We start from the raw sequence: 22,499 nt of genomic DNA on the forward strand, positions 1-22,499 counted from the left end.
GCTCCTGTGTTGGGTGGGATTAGGACGCGGGAATGAGGGTGTATTTGGTCGAGAGGTATTCGTTGATGCCTTCCAGGCCACCCTCCCGACCGAGACCGGACTGCTTGACTCCGCCGAACGGTGCCGCGGCGTTGGAAACCAAGCCGGTGTTCAGGCCCATCATTCCGGTGTCGATACTGTCGATCATACGGTGTGAACGTGCGATATCGGTGGTGAAAACATATCCGATCAGACCATATTCGGTGTCATTTGCCATTTGAATGGCCTCTTCGTCTGTTTCGAAGGTTGTAATCGCGACGACGGGGCCGAAGATCTCTTCCCGCACCAGGCGGCTGTCAGAGCTCACACCGGTCAACACGGTGGGAGCGTAAAACGAGCCGGGTCCATCGGGGCGGGTGCCGCCGGTGAGCAGCGTGGCGCCGCGCGTGAGGGCATCCTGCACGAGGGCGTCAACGTTGTCGACGGCTGTCTCCGTCACGAGCGGTCCAAAATTCACGGCGGGGTCGATGCCGGGGCCCTGCACGAGCGCATTCACCCGTTCGGTGAGTCGGCGGCCGAATTCCTCGGCGATCGACGCCTGCACGATGAACCGGTTGGCCGCCGTGCAGGCCTGGCCGGTGTTGCGAAACTTCGCGAGCATGGCGCCGTTGACGGCCTTGCCGAGGTCGGCGTCGGCGAACACGACGAAGGGGGCGTTGCCGCCGAGCTCCATCGAGGTACGCAGCACGTTCTGGGCCGCCTGAGCGATCAAGGCGCGACCCACCGCGGTCGACCCGGTGAAGCTCAGCTTGCGCAGCCGGGGATCGGCGATGATCGGGGCCGAGACGGCCTGCGACTCGGTGGTCGTGATGACGTTCACGACGCCGGCCGGCACACCGGCATCCGTCAGCAGCTGCACGAACAGCAGGGTGGTCAGGGGTGTCAGTTCAGCCGGCTTGACCACAACGGTGCAGCCAGCGGCGAGCGCCGGGGCAATCTTGCGGGTGGCCATGGCGAGTGGAAAGTTCCACGGCGTGATCAGGTAGCACGGGCCCACCGGCCGGTGGTTGACGACCATCGTGCCGGTTCCCTCCGGGTTGGCACCGTACCGGCCGTTGATGCGCACGGCCTCTTCGCTGAACCAGCGCAGGAACTCGCCGCCGTAGGTCACTTCGCCGTTGGCTTCGGCGATGGGTTTGCCCATCTCGAGCGTCATGAGCGTGGCGAAGTCGTCCCGGCGTTCCTGCAGCAGGTCGAAGGCGCGGCGCAGAATCTCGGCGCGTATTCGAGCCGGAGTTACTGCCCAGGAGTCCGCGGCCTCGACAGCCGCGTCGAGGGCGCGGGCGCCATCGGCGACGGATGCGTTCTGGATGGTTTTCAGCACCCGACCGGTGGCGGGGTCGGTCACCACGATCGGCTCCCCGGTGCCGTTCACCCACTGCCCGTTGATGTAGAGCTGATCGGGTACGCGGGCCAGGAGTGCGACCTGACCGCTGGAGCGCACAGCGCCCTCGATAACGGCGCTCATGCTGCGGCCGAATCGGCAGCGAGTGCGTCGGCCAAAACCTGCAGGCCCTCGAGAAGCAGGGAGTCGGGAATGCTGAGCGGCGGCAGAAAGCGGATGACGTTGCCGTACGTTCCGCAGCCGAGCAGGATGACGCCCTGCGCGTGGGAAGCTGCGATGAGGCGGCCGGTCAGGGCTGCATCCGGCTCCCCGGTGACGGGATCGACCAGTTCGATGGCCATCATGGCGCCGCGTCCGCGCACTTCGGCGATGCGCGGGTCGGCGTCGGCTAGCGCGCCGAGGCGGTCGCCCATGATCGTGCCGATGGCGGCGGCGCGTTCGACCAGGTGCTCGGTCTCGTAGGTGTCGATGGTGGCGAGGGCTGCGGCACAGGCGAGCGGGTTGCCGCCGTAGGTGCCGCCGAGGCCGCCGGCCTGCGGGGAGTCCATGATGTCGGCGCGCCCGGTGACGGCCGACAGCGGCAGGCCGCCGGCGATGCCCTTTGCGGTACAGATCATGTCGGGCACAATGCCCTCGTACTCGCAGGCGAACATAGCGCCGGTTCGGGCGAAGCCGGTCTGGATCTCGTCGGCGATGAAGACGACCTCGTTGGCGCGGCACCAGGCCAGCAGCGTGGCCAGAAAGCCGGGTGCCGGAACGATGAAGCCGCCCTCGCCCTGGATGGGTTCGATGATGATCGCGGCGAGGTTGCTCGCGCCGATCTGCTTCTCGATCTGCGAAATGGCACGGTTCGCGGCCACGACACCATCGAGGCCGCCGTCGCGCAGCGGGTAGGACATGGGCGCCCGGTACACCTCGGGGGCGAAGGGACCGAAACCGTTCTTGTAGGGCTGGTTCTTGGCGGTCAGGCCCATAGTGAGGTTCGTGCGGCCGTGGTAGGCGTGGTCGAAGGCCACGATGGCCTGCTTGCCGGTGAAGTGGCGGGCGATCTTGACGGCGTTTTCGACCGCTTCGGCGCCGGAGTTGAACAGCACGCTGCGCTTAGTGTGGTCACCGGGGGTGAGGCGGTTGAGGGCCTCGGCCACCTCGATGTAGGAATCGTAGGGCGCCACGGTGAAGCAGGTGTGGGTGAACTGGGCGAGCTGGGCGGCGACGGCCTCGACCACGCGCGGCGCGCTGTTGCCGACACCGGTGACGGCGATGCCCGACCCGAGGTCGATGAGTGAGTTGCCATCCACGTCGACCAGAACGCCTCCGCCGGCGGCCACGACGTACACGGGCAGTGAGATCCCGACGCCAGCCGAGACCGCCTGGGCCTTGCGTTCACTCAAGCTTTTCGACTTCGGCCCGGGGATGCTCGTGACCAGCCTGCGTTCCTGGGCCAGCGTGGGGCCACCGAGAGGCGTGCTGGTGAGGCGAGGAGTGTCTACGAGTGTCATGAGTGTTTCCGATCCATGCGACGGGCGGTACCGCGGCTACGGTGCCAATGCGGCAATGCTAGGCACAACCCAGCGATAGCACTATCTCCTAGCTGTATAGTTGAGGCGCAATATTCCGCCACACTGTATAGTCAGCTCATGCTCCCCACCCTGCGCCTGCTCCTCGCTGATTCGAACCTCGGACTCACCATGATCGAGCACGCTGATGCGGGCACGGCCCACCCGATCACGCGGGCGGCACTGCTCGACCGCACCGTCGAATGGGTGCACAGCTCCGACCTGATCGACCCCACCCCGTTCCTCTCCGCCGACCAGGTGCTGCTTACGACCGGCACCCAGTTCGGCAGTGATCCGGCAGCGGATGCCGATTACCGCCCGTACGTACAGCGTCTGCGAGACCTCGGCATCACGGCACTCGGTTTCGGCACCGACGTCGTTCGGGACGGCACGCCCGACGGACTGATCGCCGCCTGCCGAACGCTCGGGCTGCCGTTGTTCGAGGTGCCGTATCGCACCCCGTTCATCGCCGTCGCGCGTGCGGCCGGAGACCTCGTGGCCGAAGACCGGTATGCCCGCGCCACCTGGGCGCTCAAGGCCCAGCGCGCGATCGCGCTCGCCGCCCTGCGTCCGGACGGCCTGAGCGCGACTCTCGCCGAGCTGTCCGCCCAGCTCGGCCACTGGGTGGCCCTGTTCGATGCGAGCGGAACCCTGGATCGGGTGTTTCCCCGCGCCACGTTCGCCACTGCCCCCGAGGCGCTCGCCACGGTGCAGCTCGAGGCCCGGCGCCTACTGGCCCGCGGCCAGCGTTCCAGCAGCACGGTTGATGCCGGCGGCGAGACGCTCACCCTGCAGACCCTTGGCGGTCACGATCACCTGCGCGGTGTGCTCGCCCTCGGCGGCGCGCTCGCCCTGGATCAGGCCAGCACCGAGGTGGTGACGAGCGTGATTGCCCTGGCCGGCCTCGCCCTCGAACAGAACAATGCCCTGGATCGTGCCCAGGGGCTGCTGCGCTCTGGCCTGCTGAACACCCTGCTCGCCGGGGACCACACCCTGGTCGATCAGATCTCCAAACAGATGTGGGGCGCGCTCCCGGAGCCTCCGGTGCTCGTCGCCGTCGTGGATGTTCCGGCGGTGCGCCGGGATGCGATCACCGAGTACCTGGAACTGCGCGTCGACGACTCCCCCGGGCAGCTGTTCTTCGCCGGCCGGGACGACACCGTGGTGCTGTGTCTCGACCGCGCGGCCCACGGCATCCTTCTAAATCTGTGCGCGCTGTTCAAACTGCACGCCGGTCTGTCGGAGCCGACCGCCTACCGCCAGCTCCCCCGCGCCCTCGATCAGGCCCAGCAGGCGCTGGCCCGGGCCAGGGAGAGCGCACCGGGTGTGACCGATTTCAGCCTGGTCGCCCGGCAGGGCGTGCTAGCCCTATTGGCCAGAACGGACGCCCGCGAGGTCGGCCTCGCCACCCTCGCGCCGGTGATGGCGCACGATCGGGCGCACGGCACCGAGTTGCTGGCTACCCTGCGGGTCTGGCTCGTGTGCAACGGACACTTCGGTGAGGCCGCCGCGCAGCTTGGGGTACACCGCCACACGGTGCGCACCCGCATTCAGCACGGTGAGCAGTTGCTCTCCCGCGACCTGGCATCGTTTCCGGCTCGAGCAGATGTCTGGGCGGCCCTGCTCGCCACCGACGCTGCCGTTGTGGAGCCGGTCAGGCCTGGAGAGTCCACGGCTTGCGCCGCACCAGAACGTGGCCGCGACTCGTGCTGAGGCGAGTCCACAGCCCCGACTCGAACAGCTGCACGGGTTCGTCATTGGAAAGAAAGCCCAGGCTGAACGCCGCGAAACCGGCCCCGGTCGGTACGAATTCGAGCCCGTCAACCTGACGGCCCCACACTTCGGAGCGCACGCGTTCCACGATCAGCTCGCCGGTGCCCCCCGGCAGGGCGGCGGCAACCTCGTCGATGCCCTCACGAGCGGCTGCTTCGAGGTGCGACGCCGGAGTCTGGCCGTGTGGTTCCCACCCGCCCTTCGGCGGGGAGATACCGGCCCAGGTCACCGTATTGACCTCAAGCGGAACGGTCACGATGACCGGCAGGCTCAGGTCGCGCGCGGTTGACTCGAGGCGTTTGAGGCGCTCCAGCAGCGACCGCACCGGCACGACCTTGTCGAGGTCGACCGGCTCGGTCAGGGCAAAGGTGCGCAGGCCGAGCACGGTCGGGCTCGCGTCGAGCAGACCGCGCGGATAGAAGATGGCGGTGTACACCGCCAGAACGCCGTCGGACGCCATGAGGCGCACGGAACCGTCGAGAACGCGACCGGAGCGTGAGAGAAACACGATCAGATCGCTGAGGGACTGGGAATCGGTAAGAGTGAATGACTGGCTCATCATCTTCTAAACTATCAAGATGCGCCACGACCGCATGCCGCGAACGCGAACTTGCCCGAGGAGACAGCATGCACAAGCCCATGGAAAGCCTTCTGGCCGTCCTCGATCTGACCGATACCGGTGCACGTACCAGCGAGGACATCTTCACCGGGCCGTCCCAGTGGATGCCACTCGGCCGCGTGTTCGGCGGGCAGGTGCTGGCCCAGTCCCTCGTCGCTGCGATGCGCACCGTGCCAGACGAACGCCACGTGCACTCGATGCACGGCTACTTTCTGCGCCCCGGCGACGTCAACCAGCCGATCACCTTTTCGGTCGAACGCATTCACGACGGCCGCTCGTTCTCGACCCGCCGCACTCAGTGCTACCAGGACGGCGTGCCGATCCTGTCGATGATCGCGTCGTTCCAGGACGCCGATGAGGGCTTAGAGCATCACCTGGAGATGCCGAAAGATATCCCCGATCCGGAAAGCCTGCCGACGGCATCCGAATCGCTGGCCCACATCGACCACTCGGTGGCGCGCTACTGGGCGAGCGAGCGGCCCTTCGACATGCGGCATATTCCCTCGCCGATTTTTCTCAAGGTCAATGGCGAGCACACCTCGCGTCAGGCCGTGTGGATGAAGACCTTCCTGCCGCTGCCCGATGACCCCGATCTGCACCGCGCAGCCCTGGCCTACGCGAGCGACTACTCGATCATGGAACCGATCATGCGCCGGCACGGAGTGGCCTGGGCGACTCCAGGCCTTAAGGTGGCGAGCCTGGATCACGCCATGTGGTGGCACCGGTTCGGTCGGGTCGACGAATGGCTGCTCTACGTGCAGGATTCACCGAGCGCGCAGGGTGGTCGCGGCCTCGCCACGGGCAGCATCTTCAACCGCGACGGTGTGCTCCTGGCCACCGTGGCGCAGGAGGGCATGCTGCGCGTGCCCATCGTTCTCGAGTAGGAGCGCTACCAGCTGGGTTTGGATTCGAGCAGCACCTTCTCGTCGGGCATCCACCGAATATCCACGCTCGCGATGTCGTTTTCGGACACGCTCGTGGTGGCGGCCGCGCTGATGGTGCTGCCGGGACCGGAGATCCAGCTGGCCACGAGGGTCTCCTGGCCGTCCCGGTCGGTGACGAACAGGGCGTAGGGCTGCGCGCCGAAATCATCCCCGCCGCGCGCGTAGCTGCAGTTCGCGTCGATGCGCGTACCCCACTCTTCGCCGGTCAGGCGAAACGAGGCCGTGAGCGGGCTGGGAATCACAGCGGTCATGGCTACGGCCGGTTCGGTGATGCTCTGACCGGGCTGATCGAGCCAGCCCGGCAGGACGAGGGCAGCGGATGCCGCGATCGCAGCGGCGGCCACCACCGCGCCAGCGGCGAGCAGGCGGGCGCGCCGAGTGCGGACTCTGGCTGCCTGCACGAGGCGGGGCAGCAGGGTGGCGGAGGGGGCGGGATCCGTTCGGGAATCAGCGGGCTGGCCGAGTTGCAGGGCCTGATCGAGCGGCACCTGGGCGAGCAGCCCAGGAAGACCCACGAGGTGAGCGACCGCCTGGCTGCAGGCGACGCAGTCATTGAGGTGACGTTCGTAGTCCCGGCGGTCGGCCGGTGAGAGGGCGCCGAGCACGTAGGCGCCGTCCCAGTCCGTGTACAGATCTGTTGGAGTGTTCATCGCTCCGTCACTCCTCGCTCTTGCAGTGCGAGCCGGAGGGCTCGCAGGCCGTAGTGCAGCCTGGACTTCACGGTGCCTTCGGGAATGACCAGGTCCCGCGCGGTCTCGGCCACGGACTGGCCTCGATAGTACGCGCAGACAATGACCGCCCGGTGGTCGGGTGAGAGGTCGTGCAGGGCATCCGCGACCAGCCAGGCATCGAGCAGTGCGTCGGTCTGGTCGTCGGTGGGCACCTCGGGCAGCTGATCGGTGGGGATCTCGTGCCGGGCCCTGGCCGAGCGTCGGTCGTCGATCACGAGGTTGCGAGCCACCGTGAACAGCCAGGCCCGAGCCGACACCTCGGTCTGGTCGAGCAGGCGGGGGCGTCGCCAGGCGCGCAGCAGGGTCTCCTGCACGACGTCATCGGCAAGGGCCGGATCGTGCGTCAACCGCACAACATAGCGCCACAGAAGCGGCGCGTGTTCGTCGTGCAGGGCCTGCAGAAGTTCGGCGCGCTCATCAGCCATGACTACCTCCCCTGCTTAACACGCGACGGACGCGTGTTCGGTTCAGTAATACCCGCATATCGCGGCAATTGGAGCCGCCGAATGGGGTATTTGTCAGCGTCGGGCGAACTCGATCGGAGCGTCGAGATAGGGAGTCCACGCCGCGCGTTCGGTGTCGTTGATGCGGCGGGGGCGTTCGCTCGCCGCATCAACGAGCACAATCGTGGTGTTCGCCCGGGCGTACAGCACCTCGGGCGTGACGCCGTCGGGGCTGCACACCTCGTAGCAGACGTCGAGGCTGGCGCCGCCGAGTTTGCCCAGCCAGAGTCGAACGTCCAGCGGCTGACGCAGGTACGGAACCGGCGCCAGATATTCGATCTCCTGCCGGGCGATCAGCGTGAGCGTTGCCGCACCCGGGCGGCCGTCAAGCACGGCCGTGCTCGCGCCGATCGCACCGTCGTCTTCGGTCACCCAGAAAGCCAGGATGCGCGCCTCCTCGAGCAGTCGCAGCATCTCAGAATTGTTGACGTGACCGTAGGCGTCGAGGTCGGACCAACGCAGGCGAATCGGTACGTGCAGCTTCACACGGTCTCCCTTTTTTGTTAGTCGCGGGTGAGCTTGCGGTAGGCGGAGCGATGCGGCTTGGCCGCATCCGGTCCGAGCCGCTCAATCTTGTTCTGCTCGTAGGACTCGAAGTTGCCCTCGAACCAGTACCAGTTGGCTGGGTTGTCGTCGGTGCCCTCGTACGAGAGGATGTGCGTGGCCACCCGGTCGAGGAACCACCGGTCGTGAGTGATCACCACGGCGCAACCCGGAAATTCGAGCAGCGCGTTTTCGAGCGAACCGAGCGTTTCGACGTCGAGGTCGTTAGTGGGCTCGTCGAGGAGCAGCAGGTTGCCGCCCTGCTTGAGGGTGAGCGCCAGGTTCAAGCGGTTGCGCTCACCACCGGAGAGCACACCGGCCTTCTTCTGCTGGTCAGGTCCCTTGAAACCGAAGGTCGATACGTAGGCGCGCGAGGGTATCTCGGTCTTGCCGACCTGGATGTAGTCCTGGCCGTCGGAGACGACCTCCCACAGGGTTTTATTCGGGTCGATGCCGCCGCGGTCCTGGTCGACGTAGGAGATGTCGACCGTTTCACCGATTCGCAGTTCGCCGCCATCGAGGGGTTCCTTGCCGACGATGGTCTTGAACAGAGTGGTCTTTCCCACGCCGTTCGGGCCGATGATACCGACGATACCGTTGCGCGGCAGCGTGAAGCTGAGATTCTCGATGAGCATGCGCCCGTCGAAGCCCTTCTCCAACTTGCTCGCATCGATGACCTGTGCGCCGAGGCGCGGGCCGACCGGAATCACGATTTCTTCGAAGTCGAGCTTGCGGGTGCTTTCGGCGGCGGTGACCATTTCTTCATAGCGGGCCAGGCGGGCCTTCGACTTCACCTGGCGGCCCTTGGCGTTGGAACGCACCCACTCGAGCTCGTCGGCGAGTCGCCGGGATAGCTTCGCGTCTTTCTTGCCCTGCACGAGCAGACGTTCCTGCTTCTTCTCGAGGTAGGTCGAGTAGTTGCCCTCGTACGGGTAGAGGTGTCCGCGGTCGATCTCGGCGATCCATTCGGCCACGTGGTCGAGGAAGTACCGGTCGTGAGTGACGGCGAGCACGGCGCCCGGGTACTTGGCCAGGTGCTGCTCGAGCCACAGCACGCTCTCGGCGTCGAGGTGGTTAGTGGGCTCGTCGAGGAGGAGCAGGTCGGGCTTCTGCAGCAGCAGCTTGGTCAGAGCCACCCGGCGCTTCTCACCACCGGAGAGGTTGGAGACTTCGGAGTCGCCCGGCGGCGTGCGCAGGGCGTCCATGGCCTGTTCGAGCTGGGAGTCGAGGTCCCAGGCATCCGCTGCGTCGATGGCTTCCTGCAGCACGCCCATTTCGGCGAGCAGGGTGTCGAAGTCGGCGTCGGGTTCGCCGAGGGCGAGGCTGATCTCGTTGAACCGGTCGACCTTGGCCTTGATCGGCCCCACGCCTTCCTGCACGTTCTCCAGCACGGTCTTGCTCTCGTCGAGCTGCGGCTCCTGCATGAGGATGCCGACGGTGTAGCCCGGGGAGAGTCTCGCCTCACCGTTGCTGGGGGTGTCCAGGCCCGCCATGATCTTGAGGATCGTGGACTTTCCGGCACCGTTGGGGCCGACCACACCGATCTTGGCACCGGGAAAAAAGGACATGGTGACGTCGTCAAGAATCAGCTTTTCGCCGATCGCCTTGCGAGCGCGGACCATTGAGTAAATAAATTCGGCCATAGTATTTACCAGTCTATTTGCCGGGTGGACCCGACGAGACACAATCCGGTGGACAGAATGGGCGCGACCACGCTGTGGAAGCCGTCGCTGGCCGGCCCGATCTGCCCAATCAGGCATTCGCCATTGAATCGCACCGAGAACTGGATTGAGTCGGCGGCCAGGTCGGCCTGGGTTCGATCGAAGGACACTTCCATAGCCGTTCGGTCGAACCCGCCAGCCACGAGCGCGTCGATGTAGGCGCGCCCGTCAGCGTTGGGGTTGGCCTTGGTGACAGCGGCAGCGAGAAAGTTGAAGTAGACGAGGTTCTCGGACGCGCTTCCGTCGGGCAGCAGTACCGGGTCGGGCGCCGGAGTTGCCGAGGGCTCCGGTGCGGCGGAACTGGCCTGCGCCGTGCCACTGGTCGCTGGCGCTTCGGCCGGGGCGCCGGTGCACGCGGTCAAGCCGACTCCGAGCAGCAGTACCGCCGCCACGACTACCACGGTGTACCGCGGGCGGCGTGCAGACCACCGTGCTGTTCTCACGGTCATATTCTGCCGTACTGGTTGTGCCGCGCTCACGAACTGCCTCCCCCTAGTCCACGCGCGTGGACGATGCTACGAGTCTAAACGGGCATACGCGTCCTGATCAGCATCGGTGTCGACGGGGACAAACCCGTCTCCGGACCGGTCGATCTCCCCCGGGTCGGCCCCATAGGCGGCAGCTGCTTCAGCGGATTCGAAGGGTTCAACCGGATCCGGCTCGGTGGGCGTGGCCTCGGCTCGTGCTGGCGCCCCGCTGCGCACCGGCGTCGTGGTGTACCAGGCCAGGTCGTGGCCGACAGAATCAGCAATGATCTCAACGGACGTCCCGGATTTTTCGGCGTTGTTCCATTGGCGAATGACCAGCCGTCCGGTGACGACAACGTGCTCGCCCTTGCTGAGCGATTTTCCCGCGTTCGTGGCCAGCTGCCTAAAGGTCGTGACGGAATACCAGCAGCTTTCGTCGACTATCCATTCGTCTTTGGCCTTGTCACGGTGGCTCTGGCGGGAGGCCAACCGAAACGAGGTGATCGGGATCCCGTTCTTGCCAAAGATCAGGTGGGGAACGGTGCCAATAACGCCGGATATTGTGATGCTGTCGCTCATGGTTTCTCCCGGCACGGTGATTGCGTGAACACGCAAGCGCGCGGCGCCCAGCGAACCGCCGGCGCACACGACCCGGGAACAACAACTCGTGCCAGTCTTTGTCGAACCCGGGCCGCACACAGTGAGTGTGCCGCCCGGAACGGACGACCCGCTTGGACCCGCGTAAATCCGTGGAGAACTCAGCTACTCACTGATTGGGGAGGAGAGGCTAGCTGACCAGGTACTCGGAGTACGACTTGCGGATCTTGTTGACCTTCGGCACGGCGACGGCCATGCAGTAGCCCTGCCCGGGATTCTTGTTGAAGAAGTCTTGGTGGTAGTCCTCGGCCTCATGGTAGTCGCCGAGCGGCTCGATCGTGGTCGTGATGCCGGAGCCCCACCATTCGGTCGCCCGGTCGCGGGCCGTTTCAAACAGCTGCTTCTGCGCGTCGTCGGTGTAGAACATGGCCGACCGGTATTGGGTTCCGACGTCGTTGCCCTGACGGTTGAGCTGGGTGGGGTCATGCAGCGTGAAGAACACGTCGAGAATGACGCTCGCCGGAATGACGTCGGGGTCGAAGGTAACCGCGACGGCTTCGGCGTGCCCGGTGCGCCCGGTGCAGACCGACTCATAGTTCGGGTTGGCGGTCGTGCCGCCGGTATACCCCGACACCACGTCGCTCACTCCCCGTAACACCCGATACACAGCATCGAGACACCAGAAACATCCACCTGCGACCACAAAAGTTTGCACCCGTCTACCCTAACTCGTCCCCCGTCGAAGCCACAGGTCGAGCCGGCACTCCGGCCCTGTGTTCGCCGAAAGCGGATGTCGGTGGTCGCCCATACGGTAAAGGAAATACCCGCGGCCGGCCGGGTAACCGCTGAACCAGTAGGTCAGGAGCACTCATGACCACTCTCATCGCACCCGTTATTCACTCAGCATTTCCAGCAGTACCTGGCCGCCGGTTCATCCTCGTGCGTGACGGGCTGTGGCGCATCGTCGACCCGGTCGGCGCTGTCGTCGGCTACATCGAACGCGAGGCCAGTGCCTATAAAGGCGGTGCTGATACTGGCGGCGCTTACGGCGACCGGTTCAGCGCCAGGCGCGTCGTCTTCGCGACCCGCACCCGCGAACTCGGCGTGTTTTGTCGCATCGACGATGCGGTGGACTGCTTCCGTTGACGCGGCTACGTGTTCCAGAGGCGGGTTGAAGGCACGCCGCGTCTGATCCCCGACAAATGGGGTCGGCGCGGATAAAATCCAGCACATGGAATGGTGGAATAACTTCGTAGCCTGGTTTACCGACGTGAGCACCCAACCGATGGTTTTTACCGCGGTCGTGTTCATCGGCGCGATCGTCATTGCCAGCGTGCTGGCCGCGTTGATCTCGCGCGGCGCCGTCAAACGGCTCGTCACCCAGCGAGATCGCGAGATCAAAGTGGCCGCGATCGCGACCCTCGTCGATGCCGCGACCGAGGCATCCGTCTGGAATTCGCTGACACCGCAGGAGCAGGTAATGAGCGACCGGGCGGTCGGCCAGGCCGACATCCAGGTGCGGTTGCTGCCGATTCGCGGATCGGGCATCGCGGCAAACTGGGCCGCCCACGAACTGTACGAACTCAAGCGCACCTCCGCGACATTCGGCTACCAGCTGGAACCGGCACTGGTCGAGTTTCGCGATCGCCTCGTCGAATGGCAGAACAAGCCGGCTCGCGCTCGCAAGATCTTCCAGGGCGATCTCGATCGCTGGAAGTCGCAGAACTCCTCCACCGAGAAGAGCCTGCTCGCCGAGCAGGAAGCGTGGGTGGCGCAGCAGCACCACGACCAGTACAACGCCGCCGATTCGGCGCCGGCACCGGTGCGGGTCGCACCGCTCACGCCTGCAGCCGTCAACCGCGCTCCGGCATCAGCGTCGGACGCCGGAGCAGAAACCCAGCGTCTGCTCGACGACGTCAACAAACTCGAGGTGCGCGGCACCGACCCGCTCACGCGTTCCTCGGCGGCCCCGACCCTGTAGTCGCGACACACGAAACGAGCCGGTCGGCGCTTCCCAGCGCTAACCGGCTCGCTTTTATGTTGGGCCTACTGCCACCACTCGTCAAACAGTGAGGCCGGCACCCGCCGCTTGTGCTCGGTGCTGAGATAGCGCGCCTCGATAGCCTCGGCCACCTCGTCGTCGACCGACTGACCCTCGAGGAAATCGTCGATGTGCTCGTACTGCAGGCCGAGATTGGCCTCGTCGGTCTGACCGGGAGTGTGGTCGAGCAGGTCCGCGGTGGGGTCCTTCAGGTAGAGCTGTTCGGGCGCACCCAGCTCCATCAGCAGGGCGCGGCCCTGGCGCTTGGTGAGCCCAGTGAGCGGCAGAATGTCGGTGCCGCCGTCGCCGTACTTGGTGAAAAAGCCGGTGACGGCCTCTGCCGCATGGTCGGTTCCGACCACGAGCAGGCCGAGCTGGCCGGCCAGCGCATACTGGGCGATCATGCGGGAGCGGGCCTTGACGTTGCCCTTGGTGAAGTCCGTCATGGCCACGTCCAGGCTCGCCAGGAATTCGCTCTCGAACCCATCGACGGCGAACTCAATGTTGAAGGTGGCCTGCGAGGGCGGGCGGATGAAATCCAACGCGAGTTGGGCATCCGCTTCGTCGCGCTGCACCGCGTAGGGCAGGCGCACGGCGACAAAAGTGGCCGGATGCCCCTCTGCGGCGAGTTCGTCGACGGCCAGTGCACACAGCCGACCGGCCAGCGTAGAGTCCTGGCCGCCGCTGATGCCGAGCACGAGCCCCTGAGCACCGGTGTGCTTGAGGTATTCCTTAAGGAATTTCACCCGGCGGCGTACTTCGGCGGCCGGGTCGATGGTGGGTGAGACGTTGAGTTCCGCGATGATTCGCGCCTGAAGTTCTCGCATACTTGAATCTAGCAATCCTCGAGAATTTGCGCTGCGGCCTCCCTCGAGATCGGCACCGGAGTACCGGCGCATCGTGGCGAAATTCTCCTTTACTGTCGGACAAAGACCGCTCGGGGGACGCAAAAATGATTGTCAAGAACACGTACAGCGTGCACGGGGAGTTCAGCGAAGAACGATCCGGCAGAACGGTTCGCAGGTTCAGCCGGTCCGCACTGGCAATCGCTGTGTCCGGAATTCTCTCGGCCGGACTCGGCGGGTGCGCCGCCGCCACGAATGACGAAGCGGATGCGACTACTGCTGAGCAGACCGCGCAGCCGACTGCCGCCGCGCCCGCCGGCTGCAGTTCCGAACTCTCCCTGGACTACGGCGACGTGGTCGGCCTCGAAAATGTGACCGACGAGTTGGGCACCTACTGCGGCATGAACCGACGCAAGAAGAAGTAGTAGCGAGCGGTGGCAGCCAGAATGAATTCGAACATGGCTTTTCAGACTTTCGGCAACAAGAATCTGAAGGACTGAAGTCCTACCATCGCAACGGGCGACAGCGCGCTAGAAAGGTTTCCTACCAACACTGTAGAACCGGCCAGGGGGCACGAGATTGTCGATCCGGTCAAGAATATCCGGCCCCACCCTATCGGCCGCGGGCACCCATCGCGACGTTCCCCGCATGCCGTGTGCTCCTAGGATGGGGGCATGAAGACGGTTGCGGTGTACAGCACCAAGGGCGGGGTCGGCAAGACAACGGCGGCCGTCAATCTAGCCTGGGAAGCGTCACGGGAATGCCGGGTGCTGCTCTGGGATCTCGACCCGCAAGGCGCTTCAACCTATGTGCTCAACGTAAAGCCGCGGGTCAAGGGCGGCGTGAACTCCTTGATCCGAGGGAAGACCGAGATGGACGTCGCGATCCGGTCGACGGCCTACAAAAATCTTGCCGTACTACCAGCGGACGAAACATACCGCGACTTAGACCTCGTCCTGAACGCGGCGAAAAAGTCCACTCACCGTATCGCCAAGGTGCTCGAATCTGTCGCCAAGGACTATGACGTCGTGATCTTGGACTGCCCGCCCGGCGAATCCCGCGTCGCTGAAAACGCCCTGAACGCCGCCGACCTCGTCGTGCTGCCTCTCGTTCCGTCGCCCCTCTCGCTTCGGTCACTGGACCAAGTCAACGAGATTATCGCGGATTCCGACAATCCACCCAAGGTCTTTGCATTCCTGTCAATGGTGGACCGCCGCAAACTTTCGCACCGCTTGACTGCCGAGACTCTGCCGCGTGAACATCCGCAGGTGATCGACATTGTGGTCCCCTCGGCCGTTGTGATCGAACGGATGGGTTCCGAGCGCGCTCCGGTGGGATCGTACGCTCCCGGCACCGAGGCCGCCCGCGTGTTCGCGGAACTCTGGGAGCATGTCCGCACCTCGTCGAACGTGAAACGGGCTGCACCGAAAAGATTGCGTGCGCGCTGAGGTCACGGACAGTCCCGCATCAGGCCGAAACTCCATTTTTGCGGGTGATGCCCCGGCCGCGGTTCGCGCTGGGGCATCACCCTCGTGTAGGGCAGCGGGTACGACTACTACTCGAGGCCGCTGTTGTGTGTGCCCGCGGGGGCGTGAAGTTCCCAGGTCACGTTGTCACCATGCTGCTGAGTCCAAAAGGTGCGATATTGCCCAGAGACCAGTTGCGGAACCTGTGCTCCAAGAATTCCGGCGGTTGTCACGTCACCGTTGGATATATGGATTCCGGTGATTTCGTTGTCGCCATCGTTGTAACCGGGGCTGAAGGTGTGGTCGTAGGCCGCTGACGCGTCGCGGCCCTCGGCCAGCCAACGAACCGCCGTCGGCCCGTTCTTGCGGTGGGTTCCAACGTCGAGCAGGTAGCCGGAGTCGAGAGCGTCTCGCTGAGCGTGCAGCTTGTCGCCGGCGTCCTCAACCACGAGCAGCTTGTCCTTCCTTGCGAACTGGATGTTGTCCAGGCCCGTGTGCGTCAAATCGCCGAGGAAAACCGGAGCGAGCGTGCCAGTCTGGGACGTCGGTGCGGATTGCGTCAGGCGGAAGATGCCGCCGTATGCGCCGGGCAGTGTGCTTGCACTGTCGGTGTCACCCGTTTCGGTGAAATAGAACTCGCCGAAGTTTGTTCCGGGGCGGAAGACGCCGTTCTCGGGGCGTTTGAACGGGGTGGCACCAGCCGCGGCAGCTCCGGCTGTGGCGTTGCTGTCGGCGCCCAAGGGGACCGTCACCCACTTCGTTGAGAATGATGTGCCGTAATGGTGCAGGTCGCTGATGAACGAGTCAGAGGGGTTGTCGGCGAGTTGCTTGGCGGTCACAGCCGTGCCGTCACTTCTCTGCACCTGCAGCGCTTGAAGTGTTCCCGCGGACAGATCGTCGACCGTTGTGGGGGTGAAACGGTAGACGAAGCTGTTAGGCACTTTCCCGCCTCCGGCTGCGGCACCACCGATGTCCTCGACCAACCAGACGTTCCCGGCCGAGTCATTCTGCACGCCCTCGTACCCGCCCGAGCCCAGGGCCGGGAGAGGAACTAGCGTGCTGTCGACGGGATCACCGTTGGCGTCGAGTGAAATGGCGAACACACCACCGACCGGCGCGGCCGCCTCAGCGGTCACGAGAAGCTGCTGGGTGAAGGGATCCCAGGTGATGCCGTCAAAGGTGGGAACCGGCTGTCCGTCGGATCGGGTGCTCGCGATCAGGGTCACACGCTTGGTGAGGTCCGGTTCGTCCAGGTTGATGCGTGTGACGTAGCCCTGAGGTGCGCCTTCGTGGCCTTGGAAAAGATAGTGCTTTCCGCCGAACACGAGGTACACGTTCTTATCGGGCTCCGTTTTGAAGGCCTCGGCCGGGTCCTGAGTGAGGGGACCGCCGCTGACGGTGTTGTAGCCGTAGTGGGAAATGCCGCCGTCGGGATTAGTCAGCGGCAGCTGGCCATATGCCACCGCGCTTTGCGTGAGGCCAACTGCCAGCACATTATTCTGCAGGCCGAAAGCCGAATTCGCTGCCACACCGGTGAGGCTAGCCTCGGGAATCGCTGCAGCCGGCACGGCGGACGCGGCCAAGACGGCCGTTCCAAGCAGCAGGCCCACCGTTGTGGTCACGCCCAGTTTCGAATACTTCATCGTGTCCTCCTCCAAGCTCTGGAAGGGCAATTGCCCGACCCACAGCACAGACAACTCCCCCCAGGTATACGTAGCGTTAATAGCCCTTGAATGGGGGTGAAACACGCGGGCGGAACGGCTGCAGAAGAGATACACATTTCCGGCGTCGGCGGTAGCGCGACCGCATGATCAGTCCGCCCGCGAGGAGCACGAAGCCTTGTACGGACGACCCGTACGAGATTTCGTACCCGTCCTCGTTGAACACAGCGTCAAGGATGACCATATTCTCGGCGATCAACGTAATCAGCAGCCGCGCAGCCTGCGCGTTACGCGGCGTGCGGGGCTATGTACGGCGCTGCTCGTCGTTCGCCGCGAAGCTGGGACCGCGCTGCGTGTTCTACGAGCACGGGAATGAAGTCCCGGATGGGCTTATTGGACAGCGAGGCGTGGCACGCCGTCACGACAGATTTGACCCGACCTGTCGGAAGATCGGCGTACCTAACCTCAAGCCGACGCACCACATCGTCGACCGCATTCTTCTCCTGCTTTGCGTCCCTATCTCATTGTGACCGTGTTTCCGTCTCCATCCGAGCCAGAACCATCCCCCAAAAGGGGCTCATAGTTTGAATCGCAGGGCTGGCGCGTCTCGGAGCCACGCGGATGCGCACCCACCGACTTCTGCCCGCCGCGCGAATTATCGGCACCGCAACGGCATCGGTTCCGCCACCTTACAGGCAGACAACCTTGATCACCGCGGTTGCCTACCGGGCCGCGAGAGTCCCTCTTTGGATCCGAATGCTCACCGGCGGGCATGAGGCGTCGGCACCTGGTCTGACCGAGGTGGTTTCCTGTATGGTCGCATGCCACCCGGCTTAGTAGCGATCTAACTAACGCCCAGCCGTTCCAGGGCGTTTTGTTGGGCGGTGAGATCTTGTTCCTCCGTGGAAACGCGTGCGTATCCAATTAGTAATCCATCCACGGCGAAACCGTGCAGCACTGCTGTGAACGGATCAATAGTCCCCGCAGTCGGGGTCGTCTTGCGGGCGCGGGGGTAGAACTTATGTGCCGAGCAATACGCGATGCGGGGTCTCGGGCCGCCCCGGCGGCCCAGCGCCGCGTGCATCGCACTCGATGAACTGAACAGGGCGACTCTGCCGGCCGATCCTATTGGCGGGCTGGCGCAGCTTTCGGAAGCAGCAACATCACCAGGGCAGCGACGACATAGATGACCGCCGATGTAATGAGAACGGCTCCAAAGGCCGGGCCGCGCGAACTCAGCCCACGGTCTTGCCCGCTGTTCGCCAAGGTAAAGAAGACTGTGGTGAGCGTCGCGATGCCGATGGCGCCGCCGATTTGAGTTGGAGGCGACCAAATGAGGCTGGCGTTGTTGGTCGCGCTTGTTCACGTGAGGCGGTATCCAGCGGCATCTCAACCCGGTCTCGCAGGCTGTAGGGCGGTCAGACTTTCCAAGCGTCCGCGTAATCGCCGACGAACTCTTTCAGTGTGATCGCGGGCCGTCCGGTGAGCTTGTGGACGGAATGGTTTGGAAACGCCGAGATGTTGAGCCGGACGACTTTGTGGATCATTTTCTGGACGACGATGTAGTCATCGGGGGCGCCGTCTGCGGCGAGCTGAGCCAGGTACGCGTCTTCGCTGGGTCTGTCGTAGCGAATGAGTCGACCGAGTACGTCGGTCATGGTCTCGGCCACTGCGTGGTAGCTGAGGCTCTGTGGACCTGACAGCGTATAGGCCTTTTCGATGTGCCCGGGGTGGGTGAGGGTTGCGGCGGCGGCCCGGCCGACATCGCGAGCGTCGATGAACGCGGTCCGCGACCTGCCGGCGGGGACAAAGATCTCGCCACGTTGGCGAATCGGTCCGGCGTACGTTGTAGACAAGTTCTGCATAAAGAAGTTCGGCCGCAGGAACGTGTAGGGGCTCCGCACTGAACGCATGTAATTCTCGACGGAGTGATGCGGCGTTTTCCGGTTAACCTGCACGCCTTGTAGTGAGAGGAACGCGATCTGCCGGATGCCGCGGTGCTGCGCCGCGTCGATGACTGGGAAAAGTTTCCCTTGCACATCCGAAATTGCCGGCGGACGCATGAGGAACAATCGATCCGCCCCTTCGAGCGCCTGCTCAATGATCTCCGGTGCATCCTCGAACGAGAATGCTCTGGCCTCTGCCCCGGGCGGTATCCGGTCGGTGTCGTGCGGGTCTCGGATGCCTGCGATTACCGACTGCCCGAGCTCGAGCAGGTGTTTGACGACTGCGGAGCCGACCGTGCCGGTCGCGCCGGTGACGAAAACCGCTCCCATCACGCGACCTCGACCCGGCTGATCAGCGCCGCCAGCGTTTCGAGCTCGTCGGGTGAGAGAGAGATGAACCATGGAGTCGTTCGCAGGATCGTTGCCGCCTCGAACGCAGCGACCTGGGTGGCCGTGGAATCTGTCAGTCGCCACACACGAACGCGCCCATCGAGGTCGGAGGGCGACTGCTCGACGAGATGCTGGTCGCGCAGCTGGTCCATGGTCTGAGTAATCGCACCCGGTGTGACATTTACCGTCGCGGCGAGGCGGCCGGGGGCTACCGGCTCGGTCGCGTGGGCCAGCACGAACAGGATCTCCAGCTGGGTCCGGGTCAGAACGGCATCACCAAACGGTGTCATCCGGGGGCGAGCCAATGCTCGGGAAAACGTGATAATCGATTCCAGTACGCGGTCGATCTGCGTGGCGCGGTCGGTGGTCAGAGTGTCCATCAGGCGCTCACAAACGGCAGCTGGCCAATGTTGGTGCGGCCATCGATCTGCGTAATGATGAAGTCGGCCAAGTCATCACGGCTGATCTGCGTGCTGGCGTTCACCCCAACCCATCCAATCCGGTAGGAGCCCGTACCGGGCTTGTCGGTTAGGCGCGGACCGCGGACAACCGTCCAATCCAGTCCGGAAGACTCCAGTACGGCCAGGTGGCCTTTGGCATCGGCCAACACGTGGCCGGAGAGAGTTTTTAGCAAGAACCGGATGATCACGTCAGGCGCACCGGGACGGTCGGACGGTGCCGGGAGCCCTCCACCGGACAGGGTGACGACGCGAGTCACACCGTGGCGCTCCATGGCCGCCACAATCAGCGCTGTCCCGGTCGTCTGCAAGGTGTGAGGAGAGCCTTTCACCTGCCCGAAGAGGCTGAGCACAGCATCCGAGCCCCGCACCGTGCGGTCGACGTCTGCTGTGTCGAGGACGTCTCCCCGAATAACCGTGAGTCGTGGAGAGGACATCGTCAGCTTGCCGGGGTCCCGGACGAGAGCGCGTACCTCCAAGCCCGCATCGAGCGCGCGCGCGAGCACGCGGCTTCCAGTCTTGCCTGTGGCACCAAAGAGACTAATAACGGACACAATAATAGTTTAGTCGCTAAACTTTTTGGTGGAGCTCCACGGAAGCGCGGTCAACGCCGCCGGTGTCTCCAATCATCTTGTCCACAGGCTTGTAACCGGCTTAGGGTCCACGAGCAGAGGCTTGAGCAGCGACGTAGGAGGGTCGATTCCTAACTGCAGAATGTTGGAAATGAGTAGATCGCTCGGAGCGCTTGCTAGAGGGCGAACGGCGGATTGACACTGGCCGTCGACCAGATTCATCGCGTTGGAACATCCGTGAGCATAGAACTCCTCTGAGTGCTGTCGAGCTTGCTTGAGTCAGAAGTCGCCGCGCTTCTCAGCCGTTGCTTTTCGCTGCCCTGCCTTGCTGCGCTTCCGTGACGGTCAGGGAGATTCGTTTCTCACGAGTCTGTGGTGTGCGTGTCGTTGCGATCCAGCGGAGGATGTTCCGCCGGGTCGACGGGTTGAATGCGTTGAAGTGCTCGGCGGCGGTCGGGTTTTTGCCGAGGTGGGCGGCGAGGTCATCGGGGATGATGAGGGCGTCGACATCGTTCATTGCGTCCCACATCCCGGAGGCTTTCGCGCTGGTCACGGCAGCCAACCCGGCAGGGTGCATGCGGCCCTCAGCGGTGAGTCTTTCCACGCGGTCTTTGTAGCTTTTCGCCCACGGCCGCGTTCGTCTCGGGCTGATGAGTTGCCTGCTCTGTTCGTCGTCGATGCGGCGTCTGATGCCGTCCGTCCATCCGAACGCGATGAGTTCATCCAGTAGTGCGTCGTGGGTAAAATAGCGGTCGGGACGCACTTTCTTGTAGGTCACAACCCAGATTCCATCACGCTGGTTGTGGTGGGCGAGGAGCCAGGCTCGCAGTTCGGCAGCTGAAAAAACCTCGACGTACTCGAGGTGGTCGCCCGCTCCCACTAGTCGCCGGCCTCGTGATTTGGCGCTTCTACTTCACCGAATGTGTCGACGCTGTCGAGGAGGCGACGGTGCCAGGTGACTTCGGTCGCGAAGCGAATGATCACGTGCTCGAAAACAGCAAGAGCCGTGAGCTCGAGGCGGTGTTGAAGCGGAACCATCACCGAGTGCAATCCTGGGAGGCCTGCCTCGTACCCAGCAGGTGAAGAGTCTGCATCCATGTCGACCAGTAAAGCAGGTGTGGACGCGGCGCCGCCAGAGAGTGCGACGGACACCGCTCACGTGAGTACACGCGGGCAGGCAGGTGACATAGGGTGTCTTCCACCGACCAGTCCACAAAGTTCCGGTCCAACTGAGAAGAGGCACCGTGATCAGGCCCGCCACACCCGACGCCACCAGTGACATGATCGACCTGTTAGTGGCCTGCCGAATGTTTGACAGGGACGACAGCTCCGTTCTGACGGAGCTCTTCTCGGATTTCTTTGACTCGAAATCGAGTGAGGGTCATGCCCTCCTCTTGAACATCGAGGACGACATTCTGCGGGCGCTGGCGTACTTTCAGCCGATGCCAGCTGCCGACCGAGTCTGGGACCTCACGATGATCGCTGTACAGCCCGACGTGCAGGGCCGTGGGTTCGGTGCCCACCTCATCACCGCCGTCGAGGAAACCCTTCGAAGCCAAGGTGCACGGCTGATCATCGTCGATACGTCCGCCACCGAGCAGTACGACCTTGCGCGAAAGTTTTACGCCAAACAGGGCTACACGGAGGAAGGAAGAATCCGCGACTACTGGGCAGACGGCGACGACAAGATCGTCTTCCGGAAACTCCTCCGAGTCGACCCCCTGCACTAGACGCCGTGCCACAGAATCGTCCGCAGACGGGAGAAGTCGTGCCGGCCGGCGCGATCGAGTTTCGACTGCCGTTGAGGAGCGACGATACTCGCCAGCCCTTAGAGGATTTGCTCCGTGAAGCGGAGCCGACCTACGGCCCCGGGCGGGTGATGCAACCCAACCGGGATGTCCGATTCAGTGCCGATAAGTCGCCCTACAAGACCAGTGCCAGCATGTGGGCTTGGTCGGTCGGGGTGTCAATCTCACCCTGAGCGCCCAGCACCTTGAGGCCGGCGGAGGCATTTACCGGCCCACCCGCGACCAGTTGGCGCGCGCACTCACCACGCTCCCCGTCACCGCTGGGCCGGAGAAGATCCGAGAAGCCGTTGACGCGCTGATCGAGTGGGGCGACACCCACATCGGGGCCGCCCGATCCTGGCCAGGACCCCTACGTGTCAGGGTTGGGTGAGGCCAGTAGCTAAGAGCAAGTCCGCCGTGTGACGTAGGGCGAGAATCAGGAATCATCACCATGTCCAGCCCGTCTTTGATCGCCGTGCGCGACGATAGTCATAT

General features: G+C 64.2%; 27 protein-coding genes and 2 pseudogenes. 10 read left to right on the plus strand and 19 right to left on the minus strand.

Annotation, left to right across the window (positions count from 1 at the left end; all coding sequences use genetic code 11):
• Positions 1-19: 19 nt before the first annotated feature.
• Together QMF22_RS10780 and gabT are read right to left on the minus strand one after the other, a co-directional pair.
• On the minus strand, positions 20-1,507 hold the full coding sequence (locus QMF22_RS10780) for an NAD-dependent succinate-semialdehyde dehydrogenase (protein ID WP_283453376.1): 1,488 nt from the start codon (positions 1,505-1,507) through the stop codon (positions 20-22).
• The gene (gene gabT, locus QMF22_RS10785) at positions 1,504-2,883 is read right to left on the minus strand and encodes a 4-aminobutyrate--2-oxoglutarate transaminase (protein ID WP_283453378.1); all 1,380 of its coding nucleotides are present in this window, start codon (positions 2,881-2,883) and stop codon (positions 1,504-1,506) included. The genes QMF22_RS10780 and gabT overlap by 4 nt, the downstream gene beginning before the upstream one ends.
• A 138-nt stretch (positions 2,884-3,021) precedes the next feature.
• On the opposite strand from gabT, the gene QMF22_RS10790 reads away from it, so the two are divergent.
• Positions 3,022-4,653, plus strand: coding sequence for a PucR family transcriptional regulator (locus QMF22_RS10790; RefSeq protein WP_283453380.1), 1,632 nt, complete (start codon positions 3,022-3,024; stop codon positions 4,651-4,653).
• On the opposite strand, the gene QMF22_RS10795 is transcribed toward QMF22_RS10790, so the two are convergent.
• Positions 4,595-5,275: a DUF8185 domain-containing protein gene (locus QMF22_RS10795; RefSeq protein WP_349357089.1), complete on the minus strand. Its 681-nt coding sequence runs from the start codon at positions 5,273-5,275 to the stop codon at positions 4,595-4,597. The genes QMF22_RS10790 and QMF22_RS10795 overlap by 59 nt on opposite strands.
• 65 nt (positions 5,276-5,340) lie before the next feature.
• On the opposite strand from QMF22_RS10795, the gene QMF22_RS10800 reads away from it, so the two are divergent.
• Positions 5,341-6,216 (plus strand): acyl-CoA thioesterase, encoded by an 876-nt coding sequence (locus QMF22_RS10800; protein ID WP_283453382.1) that lies wholly within the window; start codon positions 5,341-5,343, stop codon positions 6,214-6,216.
• Between the two features lie 5 nt (positions 6,217-6,221).
• Here QMF22_RS10800 and QMF22_RS10805 read toward each other — a convergent pair whose 3' ends face one another.
• From QMF22_RS10805 to msrA, 7 genes are all read right to left on the minus strand, one after another.
• Positions 6,222-6,926, minus strand: a complete 705-nt coding sequence (locus QMF22_RS10805; protein WP_283453384.1) for an anti-sigma factor family protein — start codon at positions 6,924-6,926, stop codon at positions 6,222-6,224.
• Positions 6,923-7,432, minus strand: a complete 510-nt coding sequence (locus QMF22_RS10810; protein WP_283453386.1) for a sigma-70 family RNA polymerase sigma factor — start codon at positions 7,430-7,432, stop codon at positions 6,923-6,925. The genes QMF22_RS10805 and QMF22_RS10810 overlap by 4 nt, the downstream gene beginning before the upstream one ends.
• Before the next feature lie 93 nt (positions 7,433-7,525).
• Positions 7,526-7,996 (minus strand): acyl-CoA thioesterase, encoded by a 471-nt coding sequence (locus QMF22_RS10815; protein ID WP_092339895.1) that lies wholly within the window; start codon positions 7,994-7,996, stop codon positions 7,526-7,528.
• A 17-nt stretch (positions 7,997-8,013) separates the two neighbouring features.
• Entirely contained in the window at positions 8,014-9,696 is a 1,683-nt protein-coding gene (gene ettA, locus QMF22_RS10820) for an energy-dependent translational throttle protein EttA (RefSeq protein ID WP_092339894.1), read from the minus strand.
• Between the two features lie 5 nt (positions 9,697-9,701).
• Entirely contained in the window at positions 9,702-10,217 is a 516-nt protein-coding gene (locus tag QMF22_RS10825) for a DUF6993 domain-containing protein (protein WP_283453390.1), read from the minus strand.
• A 72-nt stretch (positions 10,218-10,289) separates the two neighbouring features.
• On the minus strand, positions 10,290-10,820 hold the full coding sequence (locus QMF22_RS10830) for a single-stranded DNA-binding protein (RefSeq protein WP_283453392.1): 531 nt from the start codon (positions 10,818-10,820) through the stop codon (positions 10,290-10,292).
• Positions 10,821-11,028: 208 nt separating this feature from the next.
• Complete coding sequence (msrA, locus tag QMF22_RS10835; RefSeq protein WP_283453394.1) at positions 11,029-11,553, minus strand: peptide-methionine (S)-S-oxide reductase MsrA; 525 nt, start codon at positions 11,551-11,553, stop codon at positions 11,029-11,031.
• A gap of 155 nt (positions 11,554-11,708) precedes the next feature.
• Here msrA and QMF22_RS10840 point away from each other — a divergent pair, with 155 nt between their 5' ends.
• Both QMF22_RS10840 and QMF22_RS10845 read left to right on the plus strand, forming a co-directional pair.
• Positions 11,709-11,984, plus strand: a complete 276-nt coding sequence (locus QMF22_RS10840) for a hypothetical protein (RefSeq protein WP_283453396.1) — start codon at positions 11,709-11,711, stop codon at positions 11,982-11,984.
• A gap of 85 nt (positions 11,985-12,069) precedes the next feature.
• A complete protein-coding gene (locus QMF22_RS10845) occupies positions 12,070-12,819 on the plus strand; it encodes a hypothetical protein (protein WP_283453398.1) in 750 nt (249 codons plus the stop codon).
• Between the two features lie 65 nt (positions 12,820-12,884).
• Here the strand turns inward: QMF22_RS10845 and nadE are convergent, their stop codons facing one another.
• Entirely contained in the window at positions 12,885-13,706 is an 822-nt protein-coding gene (gene nadE, locus QMF22_RS10850) for an NAD(+) synthase (protein WP_283453400.1), read from the minus strand.
• Positions 13,707-13,831: 125 nt separating this feature from the next.
• Between nadE and QMF22_RS10855 the strand changes: the two genes are divergently transcribed.
• Entirely contained in the window at positions 13,832-14,149 is a 318-nt protein-coding gene (locus QMF22_RS10855; RefSeq protein WP_283453402.1) for a hypothetical protein, read from the plus strand.
• A gap of 249 nt (positions 14,150-14,398) precedes the next feature.
• The gene (locus QMF22_RS10860) at positions 14,399-15,172 is read left to right on the plus strand and encodes a ParA family protein (protein WP_283453404.1); all 774 of its coding nucleotides are present in this window, start codon (positions 14,399-14,401) and stop codon (positions 15,170-15,172) included.
• A 107-nt stretch (positions 15,173-15,279) separates the two neighbouring features.
• Here the strand turns inward: QMF22_RS10860 and QMF22_RS10865 are convergent, their stop codons facing one another.
• Positions 15,280-16,833 (minus strand): alkaline phosphatase PhoX, encoded by a 1,554-nt coding sequence (locus QMF22_RS10865; RefSeq protein WP_283453406.1) that lies wholly within the window; start codon positions 16,831-16,833, stop codon positions 15,280-15,282.
• Between the two features lie 118 nt (positions 16,834-16,951).
• Here QMF22_RS10865 and QMF22_RS17485 point away from each other — a divergent pair, with 118 nt between their 5' ends.
• Positions 16,952-17,227, plus strand: a complete 276-nt coding sequence (locus QMF22_RS17485) for a three-helix bundle dimerization domain-containing protein (RefSeq protein WP_502846938.1) — start codon at positions 16,952-16,954, stop codon at positions 17,225-17,227.
• On the opposite strand, the pseudogene QMF22_RS17490 reads toward QMF22_RS17485, so the two are convergent.
• From QMF22_RS17490 to QMF22_RS10895, 7 genes and pseudogenes are all read right to left on the minus strand, one after another.
• Positions 17,139-17,342 (minus strand): annotated as a pseudogene (locus QMF22_RS17490) (three-helix bundle dimerization domain-containing protein); the annotation flags it as partial. The gene QMF22_RS17485 and the pseudogene QMF22_RS17490 overlap by 89 nt on opposite strands.
• A 359-nt stretch (positions 17,343-17,701) precedes the next feature.
• A pseudogene (locus tag QMF22_RS10870) lies at positions 17,702-17,791 on the minus strand (recombinase family protein); the annotation flags it as partial.
• Between the two features lie 478 nt (positions 17,792-18,269).
• Complete coding sequence (locus QMF22_RS10875) at positions 18,270-19,127, minus strand: SDR family oxidoreductase (RefSeq protein WP_283453407.1); 858 nt, start codon at positions 19,125-19,127, stop codon at positions 18,270-18,272.
• A complete protein-coding gene (locus QMF22_RS10880) occupies positions 19,127-19,567 on the minus strand; it encodes a MarR family winged helix-turn-helix transcriptional regulator (protein WP_283453409.1) in 441 nt (146 codons plus the stop codon). The genes QMF22_RS10875 and QMF22_RS10880 overlap by 1 nt, the downstream gene beginning before the upstream one ends.
• The gene (locus tag QMF22_RS10885) at positions 19,567-20,199 is read right to left on the minus strand and encodes an NAD(P)-dependent oxidoreductase (protein WP_283453411.1); all 633 of its coding nucleotides are present in this window, start codon (positions 20,197-20,199) and stop codon (positions 19,567-19,569) included. The genes QMF22_RS10880 and QMF22_RS10885 overlap by 1 nt, the downstream gene beginning before the upstream one ends.
• A 316-nt stretch (positions 20,200-20,515) precedes the next feature.
• On the minus strand, positions 20,516-21,097 hold the full coding sequence (locus tag QMF22_RS10890; RefSeq protein ID WP_502846934.1) for a YdeI/OmpD-associated family protein: 582 nt from the start codon (positions 21,095-21,097) through the stop codon (positions 20,516-20,518).
• Complete coding sequence (locus QMF22_RS10895; RefSeq protein ID WP_283453415.1) at positions 21,097-21,258, minus strand: hypothetical protein; 162 nt, start codon at positions 21,256-21,258, stop codon at positions 21,097-21,099. Before QMF22_RS10895 ends, QMF22_RS10890 begins: the two co-directional genes overlap by 1 nt.
• Positions 21,259-21,461: 203 nt before the next feature.
• On the opposite strand from QMF22_RS10895, the gene QMF22_RS10900 reads away from it, so the two are divergent.
• From QMF22_RS10900 to QMF22_RS10905, 3 genes are all read left to right on the plus strand, one after another.
• Positions 21,462-21,947 (plus strand): GNAT family N-acetyltransferase, encoded by a 486-nt coding sequence (locus QMF22_RS10900; RefSeq protein WP_283453417.1) that lies wholly within the window; start codon positions 21,462-21,464, stop codon positions 21,945-21,947.
• 149 nt (positions 21,948-22,096) lie between these two features.
• Positions 22,097-22,198: a DUF2461 family protein gene (locus QMF22_RS17495; RefSeq protein WP_502846939.1), complete on the plus strand. Its 102-nt coding sequence runs from the start codon at positions 22,097-22,099 to the stop codon at positions 22,196-22,198.
• Entirely contained in the window at positions 22,168-22,395 is a 228-nt protein-coding gene (locus QMF22_RS10905; RefSeq protein WP_283453419.1) for a hypothetical protein, read from the plus strand. Before QMF22_RS17495 ends, QMF22_RS10905 begins: the two co-directional genes overlap by 31 nt.
• Positions 22,396-22,499: the final 104 nt, after the last annotated feature.

It is taken from the genome of Cryobacterium sp. PH31-L1, assembly GCF_030063145.1.
GTDB lineage: Bacteria > Actinomycetota > Actinomycetes > Actinomycetales > Microbacteriaceae > Cryobacterium.

Coding starts and splice junctions, on each gene's coding strand:
- QMF22_RS10855 (WP_283453402.1), top strand. CDS start 13,832: ATGATTGTCAAGAACACGTACAGCGTGCACGGGGAGTTCAGCGAAGAA.
- QMF22_RS10840 (WP_283453396.1), top strand. CDS start 11,709: ATGACCACTCTCATCGCACCCGTTATTCACTCAGCATTTCCAGCAGTA.
- QMF22_RS10790 (WP_283453380.1), top strand. CDS start 3,022: ATGCTCCCCACCCTGCGCCTGCTCCTCGCTGATTCGAACCTCGGACTC.
- QMF22_RS10860 (WP_283453404.1), top strand. CDS start 14,399: ATGAAGACGGTTGCGGTGTACAGCACCAAGGGCGGGGTCGGCAAGACA.
- QMF22_RS10875 (WP_283453407.1), bottom strand. CDS start 19,127: ATGGGAGCGGTTTTCGTCACCGGCGCGACCGGCACGGTCGGCTCCGCA.
- gabT (WP_283453378.1), bottom strand. CDS start 2,883: ATGACACTCGTAGACACTCCTCGCCTCACCAGCACGCCTCTCGGTGGC.
- QMF22_RS10800 (WP_283453382.1), top strand. CDS start 5,341: ATGCACAAGCCCATGGAAAGCCTTCTGGCCGTCCTCGATCTGACCGAT.
- nadE (WP_283453400.1), bottom strand. CDS start 13,706: ATGCGAGAACTTCAGGCGCGAATCATCGCGGAACTCAACGTCTCACCC.
- QMF22_RS10845 (WP_283453398.1), top strand. CDS start 12,070: ATGGAATGGTGGAATAACTTCGTAGCCTGGTTTACCGACGTGAGCACC.
- QMF22_RS10780 (WP_283453376.1), bottom strand. CDS start 1,507: ATGAGCGCCGTTATCGAGGGCGCTGTGCGCTCCAGCGGTCAGGTCGCA.
- QMF22_RS10865 (WP_283453406.1), bottom strand. CDS start 16,833: ATGAAGTATTCGAAACTGGGCGTGACCACAACGGTGGGCCTGCTGCTT.
- QMF22_RS10810 (WP_283453386.1), bottom strand. CDS start 7,432: ATGGCTGATGAGCGCGCCGAACTTCTGCAGGCCCTGCACGACGAACAC.
- QMF22_RS10880 (WP_283453409.1), bottom strand. CDS start 19,567: ATGGACACTCTGACCACCGACCGCGCCACGCAGATCGACCGCGTACTG.
- QMF22_RS10830 (WP_283453392.1), bottom strand. CDS start 10,820: ATGAGCGACAGCATCACAATATCCGGCGTTATTGGCACCGTTCCCCAC.
- QMF22_RS10795 (WP_349357089.1), bottom strand. CDS start 5,275: ATGATGAGCCAGTCATTCACTCTTACCGATTCCCAGTCCCTCAGCGAT.
- QMF22_RS17495 (WP_502846939.1), top strand. CDS start 22,097: ATGCAACCCAACCGGGATGTCCGATTCAGTGCCGATAAGTCGCCCTAC.
- ettA (WP_092339894.1), bottom strand. CDS start 9,696: ATGGCCGAATTTATTTACTCAATGGTCCGCGCTCGCAAGGCGATCGGC.
- QMF22_RS10805 (WP_283453384.1), bottom strand. CDS start 6,926: ATGAACACTCCAACAGATCTGTACACGGACTGGGACGGCGCCTACGTG.